A 17061-nucleotide genomic window follows, 5' to 3' on the forward strand; every position below is an offset into this window, starting at 1 on the left:
CCGAGCAGCACGTCGACCCCCCGGCCGACGGCACCGTGCCGCTGCCGGCGCGGGTGCGCGGCGACCCGCGGGTCGGCGGCGAGCAGCGCGGCGGCGCCCAGCCCGGCGGCGCCCACCCCGACGATCTTGACCAGCCCGGCGGTGACGCGGCCCTCGCGCAGCGCGGCGAGGTGCCCGGCGAAGCCCTTGGCCGCCTTCTGCTCGGGACGTGCGCCGACCACGTCGTCGTAGAGCCCGACACCGCCGGCGCCGAGACCGGCGACCAGGGCGGCGCCACCGGAGGCGGCGCTGGTGGCGCCGAACACGCCCGCGGCTGTCGCACCGGCGGCGAGCGCCGGCCCGGCCGCCAGGGTCACCGTCCGGCCCCGGAAGTTGGTGCGTTGCAGCGCCGGCCCCACGGGGGCGGTCCGCACCTCGCGCAGGGCGTACCGGGCGGCGGCGGCACCGGCCCCGGCGATCAGCAGCCGGCCCAGCGTCCTCACGCCGCCACCTCGCTCAGGCACGGGGTCGCCCGCTCAGGCGCGTCGGTTCCGGACACCGGGGTACGTCGTTCGCTCACTGGGGCAGTCTAGGCAGCAGGGACGCGGCGTTGTCGCCGACGCCGTACTGGCCGGCCTTCTTCTCGGTGAGCTGCTGCACCAGGGCGAGGCTGGTGACCAGCTGACCCTGCACGGTGTTGGCGTTGTCGACCGTGGAGATGGTCTGCGACAGCACCGGGTCACCGCGGACCACCGACACCACGTTGCCGCCGGCGGAGCCGTTGCCGCCCACCACGATCGCCCCGGTCCGGTCGAACTGCTCGGCGATCTTGACGACGGACTCGTCCCGCTTCTCGGAGTCCTTGTCGACGTACGGCTGCCCGCTGACCACGACGACGGCCTCGGCCGGCCCGGTGACCTTGTTGTTGTCGGTGGTCAGGTAACCGGCGTTGTTGTACGCGGCGAGCACGGCCCGCCGGTCGGCGTCGCTGACCGGCGCGGTGCCCTGCGCGCGGTCCAGCAGGACGCTGGCCAGCAGCGCGCTGGAGGTCTCCACGCCGTGCCCGTTGCCCGGCAGGCCGGTGGTCTGAGCGGTCGGCCGCGCGGCGGTGACGGCCAGCTCCAGCAGGTTGGAGTTGTTGTCCGGGTTGATGAACTTGTCCTGCAGGTCGACCCGACCGGTGATGGTGGCGCCGGCGAGCTGGAGCTTCTTGAGCACGCCCTCGGTGTGGTCTCGCCCGTTGGGGAGGCTGAGCACCACCACCCGGCGTCCGGTGAGGGTGCCCGGGAGGACGACCTGGGACACCTGCTCGGCGAACTCCTCCTCCAGACCGAGCTGCTTCTCCATGCTGTTGACCTGCTGGCGCAACTGCTGGTTGTCCTTGCGCAGTCCGGTGACCTGCTCCTTGAGCGAGTCGGCGACCGGGCCGTTGAGGGCGGCTGTGCCGACCACCAGACCGATCGCCAGAGCCAGGAACACCGCGGTGAGGGACACCACGTGGTAGCGGAAGTTGATCACGCTTGCAGCCTCTTGATCGGTCGGGAACTAGAAGAGCCGGTACAGCTGGAACACGAAATTGTCCCACCACTCGGCGACCACGCCCAGGTACGCCTTCCCGACGGTGGAGACGGCCACCGCGGAGGCCATCGCCGCGATCGCCGAGAGCACCAGCAGCAGCAGCGACGACCCGGAGATGCTCTGCCGGTAGAGCCGGCTCACCCCCTTGGCGTCGACCAGCTTGCCCCCGACCTTCAACCGGGTCAGGAACGTCGAGGCCATCCCGCCGCGCCCCTTGTCCAGGAACTCGACGAGCGTGGCGTGGGTGCCGACCGCGACGAGCAGCGACGCGCCCTTCTCGTCGGCCAGCAGCATCGCCAGGTCCTCGCTTGTCGCCGCGGCCGGGAAGGTGATGGCCGGGACGCCGAGGCCGTTGACCCGGGGCAGGCCGGGCGCCCGCCCGTCGGGGTAGGCGTGCACGATCACCTCGGCGCCGCAGCGCAGCACGTCGTCGGTGACCGAATCCATGTCACCGATGATCATGTCGGGGGTGTACCCGGCCTCGACCAGCGCGTCCGCGCCGCCGTCCACGCCGATCAGCACCGGCTTGAACTCCCGGATGTACGGGCGCAGCACGTCCAGGTCGGCCTTGTAGTCGTAGCCGCGCACCACGATCAGGCAGTGCCGACCCTGGATCTGGGTCTGGATGTCCGGAACGCCGACGCCGTCGAGCAGCAGGTCGCGTTCCTGGCGCAGGTAGTCCATCGTGTTGGCGGCGAACGCCTCCAACTGCACCGACAGCCCCTCCCGGGCGTCGGACATCGCCTTGGCGACCGACTCGGCGTCCTGCAGGGTGCCGTGCGCCACCGGCTCCTCACCGGCGAAGACGGTGTTGCCCTCGATACGGACCTGGTCGCCCTCGCGGATCCGCTCGAAGACGCCCTCGCCGAGGTCGTCCAGGAGCGGGATGCCGGCGGCGATCAGCACCTCCGGCCCGAGGTTGGGATAGCGGCCGGAGACGGACGGCTTGGCGTTGAGCACCGCCGCGACACCGACAGCGACCAACGAATCGGCCGCCACCCGGTCCAGGTCAACGTGGTCGATGACCGCGATGTCACCGGGGCGCAGCCGGCCGACCAGCCGTTTCGTCCGGCGATCAAGGCGCGCGGTGCCGAGGACTCTGCCCGGCTCCGCGTTTCGGTTCCGGCGCAACGTGGGTAGACGCATCGTGACCATCCTGGCATGTGAGGCAGGCTTTTCTGTCGCGACATGCCTGAGCAGGGCCGCCTACCCAGGGAAGCACACGTCGGCGCAAGCCGGTGTGCTTGCGCTCACAATACGCGGCGTCACAACCGCCTTTCCTTGGCGGCCACGGCCAGCAGCTCCTCGGCGTGGGCGATACCCAGATCCGAATCGGGCAAACCGGCGAGCATCCGGGCCAGCTCACGGGCGCGTTCGGTGTCCTCCACGACCCGCACCCCGCTGGTGGTCACCGCGCCACCGGTGTCCTTCGCCACCACCAGATGCCGATCGGCGAACGCGGCCACCTGCGGCAGGTGAGTGACGACCAACACCTGGTGGCTGCGGGCCAGCCGGGCCAGCCGGCGGCCGATCTCCACCGCGGCCTGGCCGCCGACGCCCGCGTCGACCTCGTCGAAGACCAGCGTGGGCGGACCGCCCGAGCCGGCGAAGACCACCTCGATGGCGAGCATCACCCGGGACAGCTCGCCGCCGGAGGCGCCGCGCTGCAACGGCAACGACGGCGCTCCCGGGTGAGCCAGCAACCGCAGCTCCACCTCGTCGCCGCCGTCCGCCGCGACACCCGCCTCGACGCCGTTGATCGTCAGCGTCGGTTCGGCCCGCCCGGCCGGCCGCGGCAGCACCACCACCTCGATCCGGGCGTGCGGCATGGCCAGCCCGGCCAGCTCGACGGTGACCTGGTCGGCGAAGCGGACCGCCGCCTCCTGCCGGGACACCGACACCCGGGAGGCCAGGTCGGCCACCTCGCCGGCCAGCCGCTGCCCCTCGGCGTCCAGCTCCTCGAGCAGGTCGTCCGAGGTGTCCAGGTCGGACAGTCGGGTGCGGGCCCGGTCGGCCCAGGCGATGACGCCGTCGACGTCGTCGGCGTACTTGCGGGTCAACGCCCGCAGCGCGGCCCGCCGCTCGTAGACGTGCTGCAACCGGGCCGGGTCCGCGTCGAGCGTCGCCAGGTACGCCGACAGCTCCGCCGAGACGTCGGTGACCAGCGTGGCCGCCTCCTCCAGGCGGGCCGCCAGCTCGCCCAGCGCCGGGTCGGTGCCGGCCTGGGCCTCCAGGGTGCGCCGGGCCGTGCCGAGCAGCGCCGTCGCGTCCGGTGTCTCGTCGGCCGCCTCCGCGCCGCCCGCCACGCACTGCTGGGCCACCTGCGCGGCAGTCCGCAGGCCCTCGGCGTGCTCCAACCGCTGCGCCTCGGTCTTCAGCTCGTCGTCCTCGCCGGGCTGCGGGTCGACGCGGGTGATCTCGTCGAGGCCCAGCCGCAGCAGGTCCGCCTCCTGGTTGCGCTCACGGGCGTTGCGCCGCCGGTCGGCCAGGTCGTCGACCACCCGCCGCCACCCGGTGTACGCCTCGCGCAGCGCGTCGAGCAGCTTCTCGTGCGCCGGCCCGGCGAAGCGGTCCAGAGCGGCCCGCTGCTCGGCCGGGCGCAGCAGCCGCAACTGGTCGGACTGGCCGTGCACGGCAACCGCCTGCTCGCCGACCTCGCCCAGCATCGACACGGGCATGCTCCGGCCACCGAGGTGGGCCCGGGAGCGGCCCTCCACCGTCACCGTGCGGCTGAGCAGCAGCGAGCCGTCCTCGTCGGGCTCGCCACCGGCGTCGCTGATCCGGGCGTGCACCGCGTCGGCGATCCGGCCGGACAGGCGTAGCCGCCCCTCGACCACGGCCCGGCCCGGTTGGGCACGGACCCGCCCGGCGTCGGCCCGGCCGCCGAAGAGCAGGCCGAGGCCGGTCACCACCATCGTCTTGCCGGCACCGGTCTCGCCGGTGATGACGTTCATCCCGCCGGTCAACGGCAGCGTGGTGTCCTCGATGACGCCGAGTCCGGTGATGCGCAGCTCTTCCAGCACAGCACCCGACAGTAGACGCGAGGGCCGACAGTTGACCAGCCGACGGGCCCCACGAGCGGGCACCGGCACGCCCCGGACCCCACCGACGTACAGTCTTGCCCCGTGTTGGACGTGATCGGCCTGACCCCCGCCGAGGAGGAGCTCTACCGCTGCCTGCTCCAGCTCACCACGGCCCGTGTCGACGAACTGGTCCGCCGGCTGCGACGCCCCCGGGCGCAGGTCGTCGAGCAGGTCGAGGCGCTGCGGGCCAAGGGGCTGGTGCAGCCCACCGACAACGACCCGGACGCCCCGCTGCGCCCGACCGCCCCGGACGTCGCCCTCGGCGCGACGCTGCTGCGCCGCCAGGAGGACCTGGAGGCGGCCCGGCGCCGGGTCACCCAACTGGCCGAGGAGTACCGCTCCGGGCTGCGCCGCCACCACGTGGACCACCTGGTCGAGGTGATCCGGGGCGGTCGGGTGCTGCGGGACCGGCTGCGCGACCTGCAGAACTCGGCCCGCAACGAGGTGCTCTGGTTCTGCCGGGCGAACCCCCTCGCCATGGCCGGCCCGGAGAACGTCGAGGAGTTCGACGCGCTGGCCCGCGGGGTGAGCTACCGGGCCATCTACGAACGGGACCTGCTGCTCGAACCGGGCGCACTGGCCGACCTGGCCAAGGGGGTGACCGCCGGTGAGCAGGCCCGCGTGCTGGACCGGCTGCCCGTCCGACTGGCCATCGTGGACGCGCGTACCGCCATCTGTCCGCTGGTGCCCGACCGGGACGGCGGCGAGCCGAGCGCCGCGGTGATCGGCCGCAGCCAGCTGCTCGACGCGCTGCTGGCCCTCTTCGAGAGCCACTGGCGGGTGGCCACCCGACTGCGACTCGACGACCCGCTCGCCGCCACCGAGGGCCGGCGCGACGAGGCCGACGACCATCCGGTCGACGGCTACCGGCCCGACGCCGACGAGGCCCGGCTGCTGTCGCTGTTCGTGGCCGGCGTACCGGACAAGTCCATCGCCTCCCAGCTCGGCGTGAGCCGCCGGACGGTGCAGCGCCGCCTCGCCGAGCTGATGGACGCCGCCGGCGTGGACACCCGACCCGGGCTGGCGTTCCAGGTCGCCCGGCGCGGCTGGCTCTGAACGCGGCGGGGCCCGCCGTCGGAAAGCGACGGCGGGCCCTGCCGGACACGCGCGGAGTCAGCGCAGGCCGTACGCCCGCAGCACCGTCTGGTCGACGGAGTTCCCGGCCCGGTCGGTGGCGTGCACCCGCAGCGACACGGTTCCGCGCCCGGCCGGCACGGTAGCGGTCCAGCGGGTACCCGACCCTCGCGTCGGCGCGGGCCGCCAGGTGACGCCCTCGTCGAAGGAGACCTGCACCGTCAGGCTGGTGCCCGTCGGCGCGGCGACTCCGGTCGGCTGGCGCAGGGTCAGCCCCAGCTGGTGCGGCCGGTTGGCAGGTACGGTGCCGAGCAGATCGGCCGGCACCCGGTAGTCCACCTGCAGCAGCGACAGCGGCACGGCCGCGTCACCCGCCGGGCGGGCCGAGGTGAACTGCCACGACGTGTCGGTGCGGGTGGCGTAACGCCACTGGTCCGAGGCCCGCCGCGTCGTCACGTCGAGGCGGTAGCGGGCCGCCCCGGCGGTGGTCGGTACCGGCGTCCAACCGCCGGACAGGTCGGCGATCTGCCGACCGTCGCGGCTGAGGCGAGCCTCGACGGTGTCCGCCTCCTCACTGTTGCCGGCCACGCTGTAGTGCCCGTCGGCGTCGACGAACTCGGGCATCCGCACGTCCAGGCTGTCGCCCGCCCGGGTGGGCACCGGCGCTCCGCTGGCCGGCACGGCCGGACGGACCACCGGGGCGTGCCAGGTCTCGGTCACCCGGTCGTCGGCGGCGTACCGCCGGGGCTCCTGGGTCAGCCCACCGGTCACCTGCCCCCACTGCATGAACATCTCCTTGTGCAGCACCCGGTGCTGCCACCAGTTGTCCCCGGCGCTGACGAACTCCTGCCGGGTGGTCCCGTTGCGGACCAGGCGCTGGTCGTCGTTCCAGGAGTACTCCTGCCACGGACGCCAGCCGAACCGCTCCTCGGTGGCCCAGCCCGCGCCCGTGTCGCCGTAGCTGGCGGTCACCTCGGCGGTGTTCTTCGCGGTCACCGTGTGCACGATCCGCTCCGGCACCCGGCCCTTGGACACCTGCCACACGTCGTACAGGTAGGGGCTGTCCACCCTCAGCGTCAGGTCCAGGGTCGCCCGGCCCTTGCGCGCCGCCGCGATCAGCCGCTGCCCGTCGTCGTACGCGACGACCATCGCCGGGATCGGCAGCCGCTCGCCTGCCGGCCGCCAGACCGTCCACGCGGTCCGGTCCTCGGGTCGGACGATCAGCACCACCGCGGCTCCGGCCGCCGCCGCGGCGGCCACCTGCTCATCCTCGTTACGGTCCGGGTCGGCGGCGAGCAGCGCCGCCGCGCCCCGCACCCGGGACAGCTCGGCAGGGGTTCCGGTACCGGCCCAGACCAGCGGCAGCTTCCGTCGACCGGTCGGCGCCGGCGACGTGCCCAGCAGGTTGATGTCCGACGGGCCGGACACCCCGCTGACCGTGGCGTCCACCATGGGCGCGACGAGCTGCCAGCGGGAGGCGAACTCGAACTCGCCCTGGCGTACCGGGCGGGTCGGCGTGACGTTGACCTGCTGGATCGTGCTGTACGCCATCACGCCGTGGTCGATCTGCCGGCCGTTGCCCAACACCCGGTGCACGTAGTAGCTGAGCGTGGCCCGCTGCTCGCTGGGCTTCGGCGTCTCGATCCGCACGGGCGTGCCCTTGCGGGCGTCGAGCACCACTGTCAGGTCCCGGTCGACGGTCAGCTCCGGCTCGACGGCCTCGGTCAGCTGCTCGTCGAGGGGGGCGCCGTGCTCGACCAGCGCGGTCAGCAGGTACGTGCCCTCCTCGACCTGCAGGGTGCCCTCGCCCGGCCACCAGCCCCAGAAGTCCGACTCGGGCTGCTCGCCGTAGAGGGTGAGCCCCGGCGAGAGGGTCAGCTGACCCTGCCGGTCCAGCACCTTCACGGTGACCTGGTGCAGCGGGCCGCTGACGGTGAGACCCACCGGCGTGCGGACGGCGACACCGTCCGCGCCCGTGGCCACCAGCCAACCGCCGTGCGGGCCCCGGCCCAGCTTCGCCGGGTCGGCCCGCAGCGGCACGGCCACGCTGCCGCCCGCCGGCACGGTCACCTCGCCGGACCCGACAGCGACTCCGTCGGTCTCGGCCGCGCCGCTGTCCAGGTTGCGCAGATCCAGGGCCAACCGCAGGGTCTGCGCGCCCGTCGTGTCGTTGGTGTACGTCACGGTGCGCTGCACCGCCGCGCCACCGGTGGTGATCCGGCCGAAGTCGACGGTGGCCGAGGCGTACACCCGCTGTGTGAGGGCCCGCGCCACGTCCACCCGACCGCCGCCCTGCTCGAAGACGGTGAGCGCCGGGTTCGCCTTCGTGGTGCTGACCAGCGCGTCCTTCAGCTTGCCGGCGGACCAGTCCGGGTGGTCCTGCGCGAGGATCGCCGCCGCGCCCGCCACGTGCGGGGTGGCCATCGAGGTGCCGGACGCGGTCGTGTAGGCGTCGCCCACCGGCGTACCCATCGTGGTGCCGGCGGCCCGCGCGGCGACGATGCCGACGCCCGGCGCGGTGATCTCCGGCTTCAGGCCGTTGTCGCCCAGGCGCGGCCCCCGGCTGGAGAACTCGGCCAGGTTGTCATCGCGGTCCACCGCGCCGACGGTGAGCGCCGCCGCGGCCGCGCCCGGCGAGCCGACGGTACGCGCCGCACCCGCGTTGCCGGCGGCGACCACGAAGAGCGCGCCGGTCTCGGCGGTCAGGTCGTTCACCGCCTGGCTCATCGGGTCGGTGCCGTCGGTCGGGTCGCCGCCGAGGCTCATGCTGACGACCTTCGCCCCGGAGTGGGCGGCCCACTCCATGCCGGCGATGATGGCCGAGTCGTAGCCCGAGCCGCCGTCGTCGAGCACCTTGCCGACCAGCAGTCGCGCGCCGGGCGCGACGCCCTTGCGCAGACCCGCCGACGCGTCGCCGCTGCCCGCGATGGTGGCCGCGACGTGCGTGCCGTGGCCGTGCCCGTCGCGGGCGCTGCCGCTGCCCGAGAAGTCCCGCGCCTCGGCGATCCGTCCAGCCAGGTCGGGGTGGGTGGCGTCGACGCCGGTGTCGAGCACTGCCACCTTCACGCCGCTGCCGTCGCGCCCGGCCGCCCAGGCCGTCGGGGCGCCGATCTGCGGGACGCTGTGCTCCAGCGTCGGGCGCACCCGCCCGTCCAGCCAGACGTGCGCGACACCGCCGCCCAGTCGGGGCGCGGCGGCCGTGGTCCGGCTCGCCGGTGTCCCGGCGAGGGTGCTCCACAGGCCACCGAGGTCGGCCTTGCCGACCCGCAACGCGGCGCCGTTGATGCTCTCCAGGGGGCGGGCGTCGGTGACGCCGCCGAGCGGCCGGACCCGGCCGGCGGCCGGCTCCTGGTAGCGCACGATCAGCGGCAGCACGCCCTGTGCGGCGTCGCCGTAGCCGTCGGCGGCCAACTCCTGCACGTCGAACAGGTTGGCGTCGAGGACGCCGCTGGAGACGTAGGGCAGGGCGTCGCTGGGCAGCACCCGCAGCCCGCCGTCGACCTCCAGCGTCTGGAAGATGACCCGCTCACGCCCGGGTCCCGGGCGTACGGTGGCGGCGACCCGGCCCGGCGCGGCCGGCGCCAGCTCGACCTGGTCGCCGGTGATGAGGGTGATGCGGACGGGCGCGGCGCCCGGGGCGGACGTGCCCAGGCTCGGGCCGGTGGGCCGGGCGGGCGGCTCGGCGGACGCCGGTGCGGCGAGGCCGACCACCAGTACGCCGACCGCGCCGGCGCTGAGCCAGCGGGGGGACCAGTGCATGCGATGCGCTCCTTAACTCCGGTGGGCCCGCCATCCGTAGATGAGGACCGATCGGAGTCTGCGACGCAGCACACAACCAGGTCACTAGCCTTGCGCCGCCGCAGCGGCGACATGTCGTCAGGTGGACAACCGCCGGACACCGACGGTGTGCGTCACCGTCACTTACCGGCGGCTGCCCCGCCACCCGTGCACGGGCAGACCGAACTTGGCGACCAGCCGGTCGGTGAACGGACGGGCGCGCAGCCGGACGATGCGTACCGGCAGGGCGCCGCGACGCACCGTCACCCGGGCACCCGGCGGCAGGTCGTAGACCCGCCTGCCGTCGCAGGCGAGCACGGCGAGGGTGGTGAACGGGTCGACGGTGATGACGAACGTCGACGTGGGCGCGGTGACCAGGGGCCGGCTGAACAACGCGTGCGCGCTGATCGGCACCAGCAGCAGGGCCTCCACCTCTGGCCAGACCACCGGACCGCCGCCGGAGAACGCGTAGGCGGTGGAGCCGGTGGGGGTGGCGCAGACCACGCCGTCGCAGCCGTAGCGGGACAGCGGGCGGCCGTCCACGTCGACGAGGAGTTCGAGCATCTGCGCCCGCTCCCCCTTCTCGACGCTGATCTCGTTGAGCGCCCAGGACTCGATGGTCGGGCCACCGTCGAACTCGGCAGTGACGTCGAGCGTGAGCCGCTCGTGCACTGTGTAGTTGCGCTCGACGACGTCCCGGACCGCGGTGTCCAGATCGTTGATCTCCGCCTCGGCGAGGAAGCCCACCTTGCCGAGGTTGATGCCGAGCAGCGGCGCCTTCGCCGGGCGGGCCAGCTCGGCCGCGCGCAGGAAGGTGCCGTCCCCACCGAGCGCGAAGACGATCTCGGCGCCCTCGGCGGCCTCCGGGCCGGTGACCGGAACCGTCCCGGGCAGGTCGAGATCCTCGGCCTCCTCGGCGACCACCCGCACCTCGAAGCCCGCGGCGATGAGGTCGGCCGCGACCGACCTGGCGTGCTCGGTGCTGCGTCGACGACCGGTGTGGGTCACCAGCAGCGCCGTGCGGCTCATCGGAGCGCCCGCCCGTCCGCCGTCGGACGGCACGCCGCCATCGCCGCACCGGCACGGCCGCCGGCCGTCGTGCGCCGCTCGCTGTACGCGTTCACCCTGCGACCTCCTCCGCCGCCACGCCCGGCACGTCGCCGGCCGTCGTCGGGCCGTTCGGCCCGGCCTCCACCACGGCCCGCACGCGCTGCGGGTCGGCCGGTGGTGCGCCCCGGCGCAACCATACGAAGAACTCGACGTTGCCGCTGGGCCCGGGCAGCGGGCTGGCCGCCACGTCGGCCAGACCGAGGCCGAGCTGAGCCGCCGCGGCCGCCACGTCGAGCACCGCCTCGGCGCGCAGCGCCGGGTCGCGCACGACGCCGCCGGCGCCGACCCGCTCCTTGCCCACCTCGAACTGCGGCTTCACCATCAGCGCCAGGTCGCCGTCGTCGCGGGTGCAGCCGGCCAGGGCCGGCAGCACCAACCGCAACGAGATGAACGACAGGTCGGCGACCGTCAGATCGACCGGCCCGCCGATCGCGTCGGCGACGAGGGTACGGACGTTGGTGCGTTCCAGGACGCGGACGCGCTCGTTGGTGCGCAGCGACCAGGCGAGCTGCCCGTAGCCGACGTCAACGGCCACCACCTCGGCAGCGTCGGCGCGCAGCAGCACGTCGGTGAAGCCTCCGGTCGACGCGCCGGCGTCCAGGCAGCGCCGCCCGGCGACGCGCAGCCCTGCGCGGCCGAACGCGGCCAACGCACCAGCTAGTTTGTGCCCGCCCCGCGAGACGTACTCCTCGGTCGGGTCGGCCCCGGTGACCAGCAGCGGATCGGCGGGGTCGACCATCGCGGCGGCCTTGCGCGCGGGCACTCCGCGCAGCTGGACCCGGCCGGCCTCGACCAGCGCGGCGGCCTGCTCACGCGAGCGGGCCAGCCCGCGGCGGACGAGTTCGGCGTCCAGCCGGTTGCGACGTGCCATGGGGTGGTTCTCCGGTCTGTCGGGCTGGTCGCAGTGGTCAGGTCTGGTCGATGGTGGCGAGCGTTTCGCGCAGCGTCTCGTAGGCCGCCTCGTACTGCGCGATCTGGTCGGCCGGGGCGAGCGTCGCCGCGTTGTCCATGGCCCGCACTGCCGCGTCCACCGCCGGGTGGCGGGCCGTGTCGTCGCCGACGTCGAGGCCGTCGGACGGTGGGCCGGGGCGGGTGCCCACCGGCGGGCCGGGCCGGGCGGCGAACGACCCGGCCGGCGGCGGGCCGGGCCGGAAGCCTCCCGGCGGGCCGGGGCGGATGCCGGGCGGCGGGCCCGGACGCGCGGCGTCGCTCACGAGTCACCATCCGGGCGGCGCTTACGGACGGCCTTCTTCGCCGGCATGACAGCAGGTGTCGGGGTGTCTTCCGGCACGACAGGCGTCGGGGTGTCGTCCCCGGTACGGCTGATCGTCGCGGGCGGCTTCTTCACGATGGCCTTCTTGGCGACAGCCTTCTTGGCCAGCGCCTTCTTGGCGACGGCCTTCTTGGCCACCGGCGCGGAGACGGGCGCTCCGGCGGGGCCGTCCGACGGCACCGGGCCGCTGTCCGGCTGCGCCGCGCCGCTCGGACCGGCCTGCGGGGCGGGCTGCGCCACGGACGGCTCGGTGGCGCGCGCCTCGCGCAGTTGCCGTTCCAGGTCGCGTACGCGTCGGGTCAGCTCGGCCACCTCGTCGGCGGTGGCCAGACCGACCGCGCCGAGGGCCCGGTCGACCTCGAAGCGGACCAGCTTGGTCAGCGCCTCCCGGTTGGCGGCGCCGGTGGTGACCAGCTCCTCGCCGAGGGCCTGCAGCTGGGCGGCGGTCGCGCCGCCCGAGCCGACGAGGCGACGCACGGCGTCCTGAGCCCTCTTCCGGGGCGCCTCCGCCAGGCCCATGGCCAGTTCGAGGTAGGCGCGCCACGCGTCCTGCATGCCTGAGTCCTTCCATGGGGCGGGGTCTGCAGGTGTCACGCTACCGGGCACCCCGGACTGTCTCGTGCGGTACGGTGCCGGGGACGGCGTGGCGATCGGCGAGGGGGAGATGTGGCCAGCGTGGACGAGTGCCGGCAGGCGTTGCAGGAGCTGGCCGCCCGGTTGGACCGCAACGCCGAGACGGTCCGCGAACGGATCGATCTGGAACGCACGTTGGCCTGCCGGATCACCGACCTGGACACGGCGTTCCACGGCAAGATCAGCGGTGGCCGGCTGGTCGAGCTGACCGACGGTGACGACCCGAAGGCCAAGATCGCCTTGAGCACGTCCAGCGACGATCTGCTCGCCCTGGTCCGCGGTGACCTGGACGTCACCAGGGCGGTCACGTCCCGCCGGGTGTCGATCAAGGCCAACCCGTTCGACCTGATGAAGCTGCGCAAGTTGCTCTGACGAGCGCGCTCGGCGGCGTCACCCGTCGGCGGACACCCCGAAGCTCTCCAGCGCAGCAGCCGCGTCCGGGCCCACCGGGCGGATCGCCGGCAGCTCCGGAGCCGACCACGCCGCCGCGCAGAGCGCGGCGAGGGCGTCCAGATCCCGGCCGGCGCCGGCCAGTTCCAGTGTCCCGTCGCGGTCCGTGACGGACCAACCGCCGGCGTCCGTCGAGCCGGGGACCTGCACGGCCGCCGCCGGGTCGAAGAGCCCTGCCAGGTCCCGCGCGACGTACGTGGGCCGCCGTCGTGGCTCGGCAGCGAGCAGCTCGGGTACGCCGCTGACGCCGGTGAGCACGAGCAGGCTGTCCAGTCCCGCGCGGCGGGCGCCCTCGATGTCGGTGTCCAACCGGTCCCCGACGACCAGGGCCCGGCCGCCGTCGCCGCGCCGGGCGGCGGTCTCGAACAGCGCCGACTCCGGCTTGCCGACCACCAGGTCCGGGTCCCGCTCCAACGCGGTGCGCAGCACCGCGACCAGCGATCCGTTGCCCGGCAGCGGGCCCCGGGCGCTGGGCAGCGTCCGGTCGGTGTTGGTGGCGACCCACATCGCACCGGCCCGTACGGCAACCGACGCCTCGGCCAGCTCGGCCCAGCCGACCTGCGGACCGTAGCCCTGCACCACCGCCGCCGGCTTCTCGTCGGCACGGCTGACCGGGGTCAGCCCGACCGCGCGCAGCTCGGCGCGCAGCGCCTCCGCACCGACCACCAGCACCGGCGCTCCGGCCGGCAGCCGCTCCCGCAGCAGCTCGGCCGAGGCGGCGGCGGAGGTGAGCACCTCCTCCGGCCGCGCCGGCACGCCCATCCCGGTCAGCAGATCGGCGACGTCGCTGGAACGACGTGAGGCGTTGTTGGTGGCGTACGCCACCGCCCGCCCCTCGGCGTGCAGCCGTGCCACCGCGTCGACCGCGCCGGGAATCGGCCGGTCGATCAGGTAGATCACCCCGTCCAGGTCGAAGACCACCAGGGTGTACCCGTCGATCAGCCGCTTCCCGGCGTCCGCGCTCACCGCTGCGTCGCCTCCGGCTCGTCACCCCGGGTGGGGGCGGTGCCGTCGCCGTCGACCGTGTCATCCGCACGGGCATCGCTGGCCGGCGTGGCCAAGTCAGTGGCGGTTGCCGAGGAGGTACCGCTCGCGTCCGGGTGGCGGTCCTCGTCCTCGCCGTCGACGTCCGCACGGTCGCCCGAGCGGCCGACGACGCCGTCCTCCTCGTCGTCGTCGAAGTCCTCGTCGTCCTCGTCGTCCTCGTCGTCCTCGTCGTCCTCGTCGTCCTCGTCGTCGAAGTCTTCGTCGTCTTCGTCTTCGTCGAAGTCGTCGTCGCCCTCGTCGAGGATGGCCTCGGCGTCGGTCTCGCGGTCGGACGTGTCGGAGTCGTCGGCGTCCCGGTCGCGGGCGTCGCCCGCGGTCAGGTCGGTGTCCGGCTGGGCCGGCACCGAGCCGGGCGCACCCGGGCCCGAGGCGATCTCCTCGGCCTCGTCCTCGTCATCTCCCTCGATGACGACGCCGTCGAGTTCCAGCAACCGCTCTGCGGCGTCGGTCTCGCCCTCGGTGTCCACGTCGGCGGCGCGGGAGAACCACTCGCGGGCCTCCTCGCGTCGGCCCACCGCGAGCAGAGCGTCGGCGTACGCGTACCGCAGTCGCGCCGTCCACGGCACCGTCGCCTCGCTGGTGAGGTCCGGCACCTGGAGCATCGCGACAGCGGCGTCCTTCTGGCCAAGGTCGCCTCGTGCCCCGGCCGCGACGATCAGCAGCTCGATCGCGACGGCCTGGTCCAGCTTCGCCTGGTCGGCGCCGCGGAACAGGTCGATGGCCCGCTCCGGCCGGCCCAGGGCGCGCTCGCAGTCGGCGAGCACGGCCAGGTGACTCTGCAGACCGGTCATCCGGTGGTACGTCCGCAGCTCGGCGATCGCCGTCTGCCACTCCCCCGCGTGGTACGCGGCCAGGCCGACCGCCTCACGGACCGCGGAGATACGCGACGCGAGCCGTCGGGCGGCCAGCGCGTGCGCCAACGCCTCGGCCGGGTCCTCGTCGATCAGCTGACCGGTGGCGACCAGGTGTCGGGCCACGGTCTCGGCGACCGGCTTGTTCAGCGAGAGCAGCTCGGCACGGACCTCCTTGTCGAGGTCGGTCGCGGCGATGTCGTCCGGCAGCACCGGAGCCAGCGTGCGCCCGTTCTCGGACGACTCCGGTCCCGCGCCACGGTCGTCGCGCCGGAAGTCGCCCTCGCGACGCGGCCGCTCGTCGGCCTGGAACCCACCGTCACGGTCGCCACCACGGAAGCCACCCTCACGGGACGCGCCGCCCTCACGACGGTCACCACCGCGGAAGCCGCCCTCACGACGGTCACCTCCCTGGTAGCCGCCCTCACGACGGTCGCCTCCCCGGAAGCCACCCTCGCGCCCGCCGTCCCGGGGCGCACCCGGGCGGGAGCCACCACGGTCGCCGCCCCGGAAGCCCTCGCGATCGCCACCGCGGAAGCCACCCTCGCGGGGCGGGCCGGAACGGCCACGGTCACCGCCACCCTGGTAGCCGCCCTCACGACGGTCGCCACCACGGAAACCTTCCTCACGCGGCGCACGGGAGCCGTCCCGCTCACCGCCCCGGAAGCCGCCTTCACGGCGGTCGCCGCCGCGGAAGCCACCGTCACGGTCGCCGCTGCGGAAACCGCCCTCACGCGGGGCACCGGAGCGCGATCCATCGCGGTCGCCACCACGGAAGCCACCCTCACGCGGCGCACCAGTGCGGGCACCACCCTGGTAGCCGCCCTCACGACGGTCACCGCCACGGAAACCACCCTCGCGGTCACCGCCGCGGAAGCCACCCTCGCGACGGTCACCGCCACGGAAACCACCGTCACGGTCGCCGCCGCGGAAACCACCCTCACGCGGGGCACCGGAGCGCGATCCATCGCGGTCCCCGCCACGGAAGCCACCCTCACGCGGCGCACCAGTGCGGGCGCCACCCTGGTAGCCGCCCTCACGACGGTCGCCACCACGGAAACCACCCTCGCGGTCGCCGCCGCGGAAACCACCCTCACGCGGGGCGCTGGAACGCGATCCATCGCGGTCGCCACCACGGAAGCCGCCTTCACGACGGTCACCGCCACGGAAACCACCCTCACGCGGGGCGCCGGAACGCGACCCATCGCGATCCCCACCACGGAAACCACCCTCACGACGGTCACCGCCACGGAAACCACCGTCACGGTCGCCGCCGCGGAAACCACCCTCACGCGGGGCGCTGGAACGCGATCCATCGCGGTCGCCACCGCGGAAGCCGCCTTCACGACGGTCACCGCCACGGAAACCACCCTCGCGGTCACCCCCGCGGAAACCACCCTCACGCGGCGGACCGGAACGGCCACGGTCACCGCCACCCTGGTAGCCGCCCTCACGACGATCGCCACCACGGAAACCACCCTCGCGGTCGCCGCCACGGAAACCACCCTCACGCGGGGCACCCGAACGCGATCCATCGCGGTCGCCACCACGGAAGCCGCCTTCACGACGGTCACCGCCACGGAAACCACCCTCGCGGTCACCCCCGCGGAAACCACCCTCACGCGGCGGACCGGAACGGCCACGGTCACCGCCACCCTGGTAGCCGCCCTCACGACGGTCACCGCCACGGAAACCACCCTCGCGGTCGCCGCCACGGAAACCACCCTCACGCGGGGCACCCGAACGCGATCCATCGCGGTCGCCACCGCGGAAGCCGCCTTCACGACGGTCACCACCGCGGAAGCCACCCTCGCGGTCGCCGCCACGGAAACCACCCTCACGCGGGGCACCCGAACGCGATCCATCGCGGTCACCACCACGGGAACCGCCGTCACGACCGCCGGCATATCCGCCCCGGGCGCCGCCGGCGTTGTCCCGATCTCCCCGGTACGGGGGGCGGTCGTCGCGGCGCGCACCACGGTCGCGTCCAGCCGGGCCGTCGGTGCGGTCTTCGGAACGACGGGGACGATCTCCGCCCTGCGGTCCTGAACTCACAGGTACATCCTTCCTGATTGCGCCACCAATGGCGCTACGCAGTCGAGGGCCGACCCGGATGGGGCGGCCCTCGACTGGAAGATTGTCCGGCGGTGTCCTACTCTCCCACACCCTCACGAGTGCAGTACCATCGGCGCTGGAGGGCTTAGCT

The 17061-nt window shown here is 74.1% G+C and carries 12 protein-coding genes and 2 pseudogenes; 3 read left to right on the forward strand and 11 right to left on the reverse strand.

Going from position 1 to position 17061, the window contains the following annotated elements; all coding sequences use genetic code 11:
- The 4 genes and pseudogenes from B0E54_RS30425 to recN form a co-directional block, all read right to left on the reverse strand.
- Positions 1-482, reverse strand: a pseudogene (locus B0E54_RS30425) (hypothetical protein); the annotation flags it as partial.
- A gap of 73 nt (positions 483-555) precedes the next feature.
- A complete protein-coding gene (locus B0E54_RS30430) occupies positions 556-1497 on the reverse strand; it encodes a copper transporter (protein WP_234590973.1) in 942 nt (313 codons plus the stop codon).
- Positions 1498-1524: 27 nt separating this feature from the next.
- Entirely contained in the window at positions 1525-2703 is a 1179-nt protein-coding gene (gene steA / locus B0E54_RS30435) for a putative cytokinetic ring protein SteA (protein WP_234591007.1), read from the reverse strand.
- Between the two features lie 119 nt (positions 2704-2822).
- The gene (recN, locus tag B0E54_RS30440) at positions 2823-4580 is read right to left on the reverse strand and encodes a DNA repair protein RecN (RefSeq protein ID WP_234591010.1); all 1758 of its coding nucleotides are present in this window, start codon (positions 4578-4580) and stop codon (positions 2823-2825) included.
- 102 nt (positions 4581-4682) lie between these two features.
- On the opposite strand from recN, the gene B0E54_RS30445 reads away from it, so the two are divergent.
- Positions 4683-5696: a helix-turn-helix domain-containing protein gene (locus B0E54_RS30445; RefSeq protein ID WP_234591012.1), complete on the forward strand. Its 1014-nt coding sequence runs from the start codon at positions 4683-4685 to the stop codon at positions 5694-5696.
- A 57-nt stretch (positions 5697-5753) separates the two neighbouring features.
- On the opposite strand, the gene B0E54_RS30450 is transcribed toward B0E54_RS30445, so the two are convergent.
- From B0E54_RS30450 to B0E54_RS30470, 5 genes are all read right to left on the reverse strand, one after another.
- Complete coding sequence (locus B0E54_RS30450) at positions 5754-9473, reverse strand: S8 family serine peptidase (RefSeq protein WP_234591014.1); 3720 nt, start codon at positions 9471-9473, stop codon at positions 5754-5756.
- A 162-nt stretch (positions 9474-9635) separates the two neighbouring features.
- Positions 9636-10520, reverse strand: coding sequence for an NAD kinase (locus B0E54_RS30455; RefSeq protein WP_234591028.1), 885 nt, complete (start codon positions 10518-10520; stop codon positions 9636-9638).
- Positions 10521-10611: 91 nt separating this feature from the next.
- Entirely contained in the window at positions 10612-11472 is an 861-nt protein-coding gene (locus tag B0E54_RS30460; protein WP_234591030.1) for a TlyA family RNA methyltransferase, read from the reverse strand.
- 37 nt (positions 11473-11509) lie between these two features.
- Entirely contained in the window at positions 11510-11815 is a 306-nt protein-coding gene (locus B0E54_RS30465; protein WP_255787935.1) for a hypothetical protein, read from the reverse strand.
- Entirely contained in the window at positions 11812-12429 is a 618-nt protein-coding gene (locus B0E54_RS30470; RefSeq protein ID WP_234591032.1) for a phasin family protein, read from the reverse strand. The genes B0E54_RS30465 and B0E54_RS30470 overlap by 4 nt, the downstream gene beginning before the upstream one ends.
- A gap of 111 nt (positions 12430-12540) precedes the next feature.
- Between B0E54_RS30470 and B0E54_RS30475 the strand changes: the two genes are divergently transcribed.
- On the forward strand, positions 12541-12879 hold the full coding sequence (locus B0E54_RS30475; protein ID WP_234591035.1) for an SCP2 sterol-binding domain-containing protein: 339 nt from the start codon (positions 12541-12543) through the stop codon (positions 12877-12879).
- Between the two features lie 18 nt (positions 12880-12897).
- Here B0E54_RS30475 and B0E54_RS30480 read toward each other — a convergent pair whose 3' ends face one another.
- Together B0E54_RS30480 and B0E54_RS32970 are read right to left on the reverse strand one after the other, a co-directional pair.
- A complete protein-coding gene (locus tag B0E54_RS30480; RefSeq protein ID WP_308195431.1) occupies positions 12898-13923 on the reverse strand; it encodes an HAD-IIA family hydrolase in 1026 nt (341 codons plus the stop codon).
- A 397-nt stretch (positions 13924-14320) separates the two neighbouring features.
- A pseudogene (locus tag B0E54_RS32970) lies at positions 14321-14981 on the reverse strand (hypothetical protein); the annotation flags it as partial.
- On the opposite strand from B0E54_RS32970, the gene B0E54_RS32645 reads away from it, so the two are divergent.
- Positions 14970-16904: a hypothetical protein gene (locus B0E54_RS32645; protein ID WP_305076164.1), complete on the forward strand. Its 1935-nt coding sequence runs from the start codon at positions 14970-14972 to the stop codon at positions 16902-16904. The pseudogene B0E54_RS32970 and the gene B0E54_RS32645 sit on opposite strands and share 12 nt — an antisense overlap.
- The last annotated feature ends 157 nt before the right edge of the window (positions 16905-17061 follow it).

Origin of the sequence: Micromonospora sp. MH99, from assembly GCF_021442385.1 — a bacterium.
In the GTDB taxonomy this organism is placed as follows: Bacteria; Actinomycetota; Actinomycetes; order Mycobacteriales; family Micromonosporaceae; genus Micromonospora.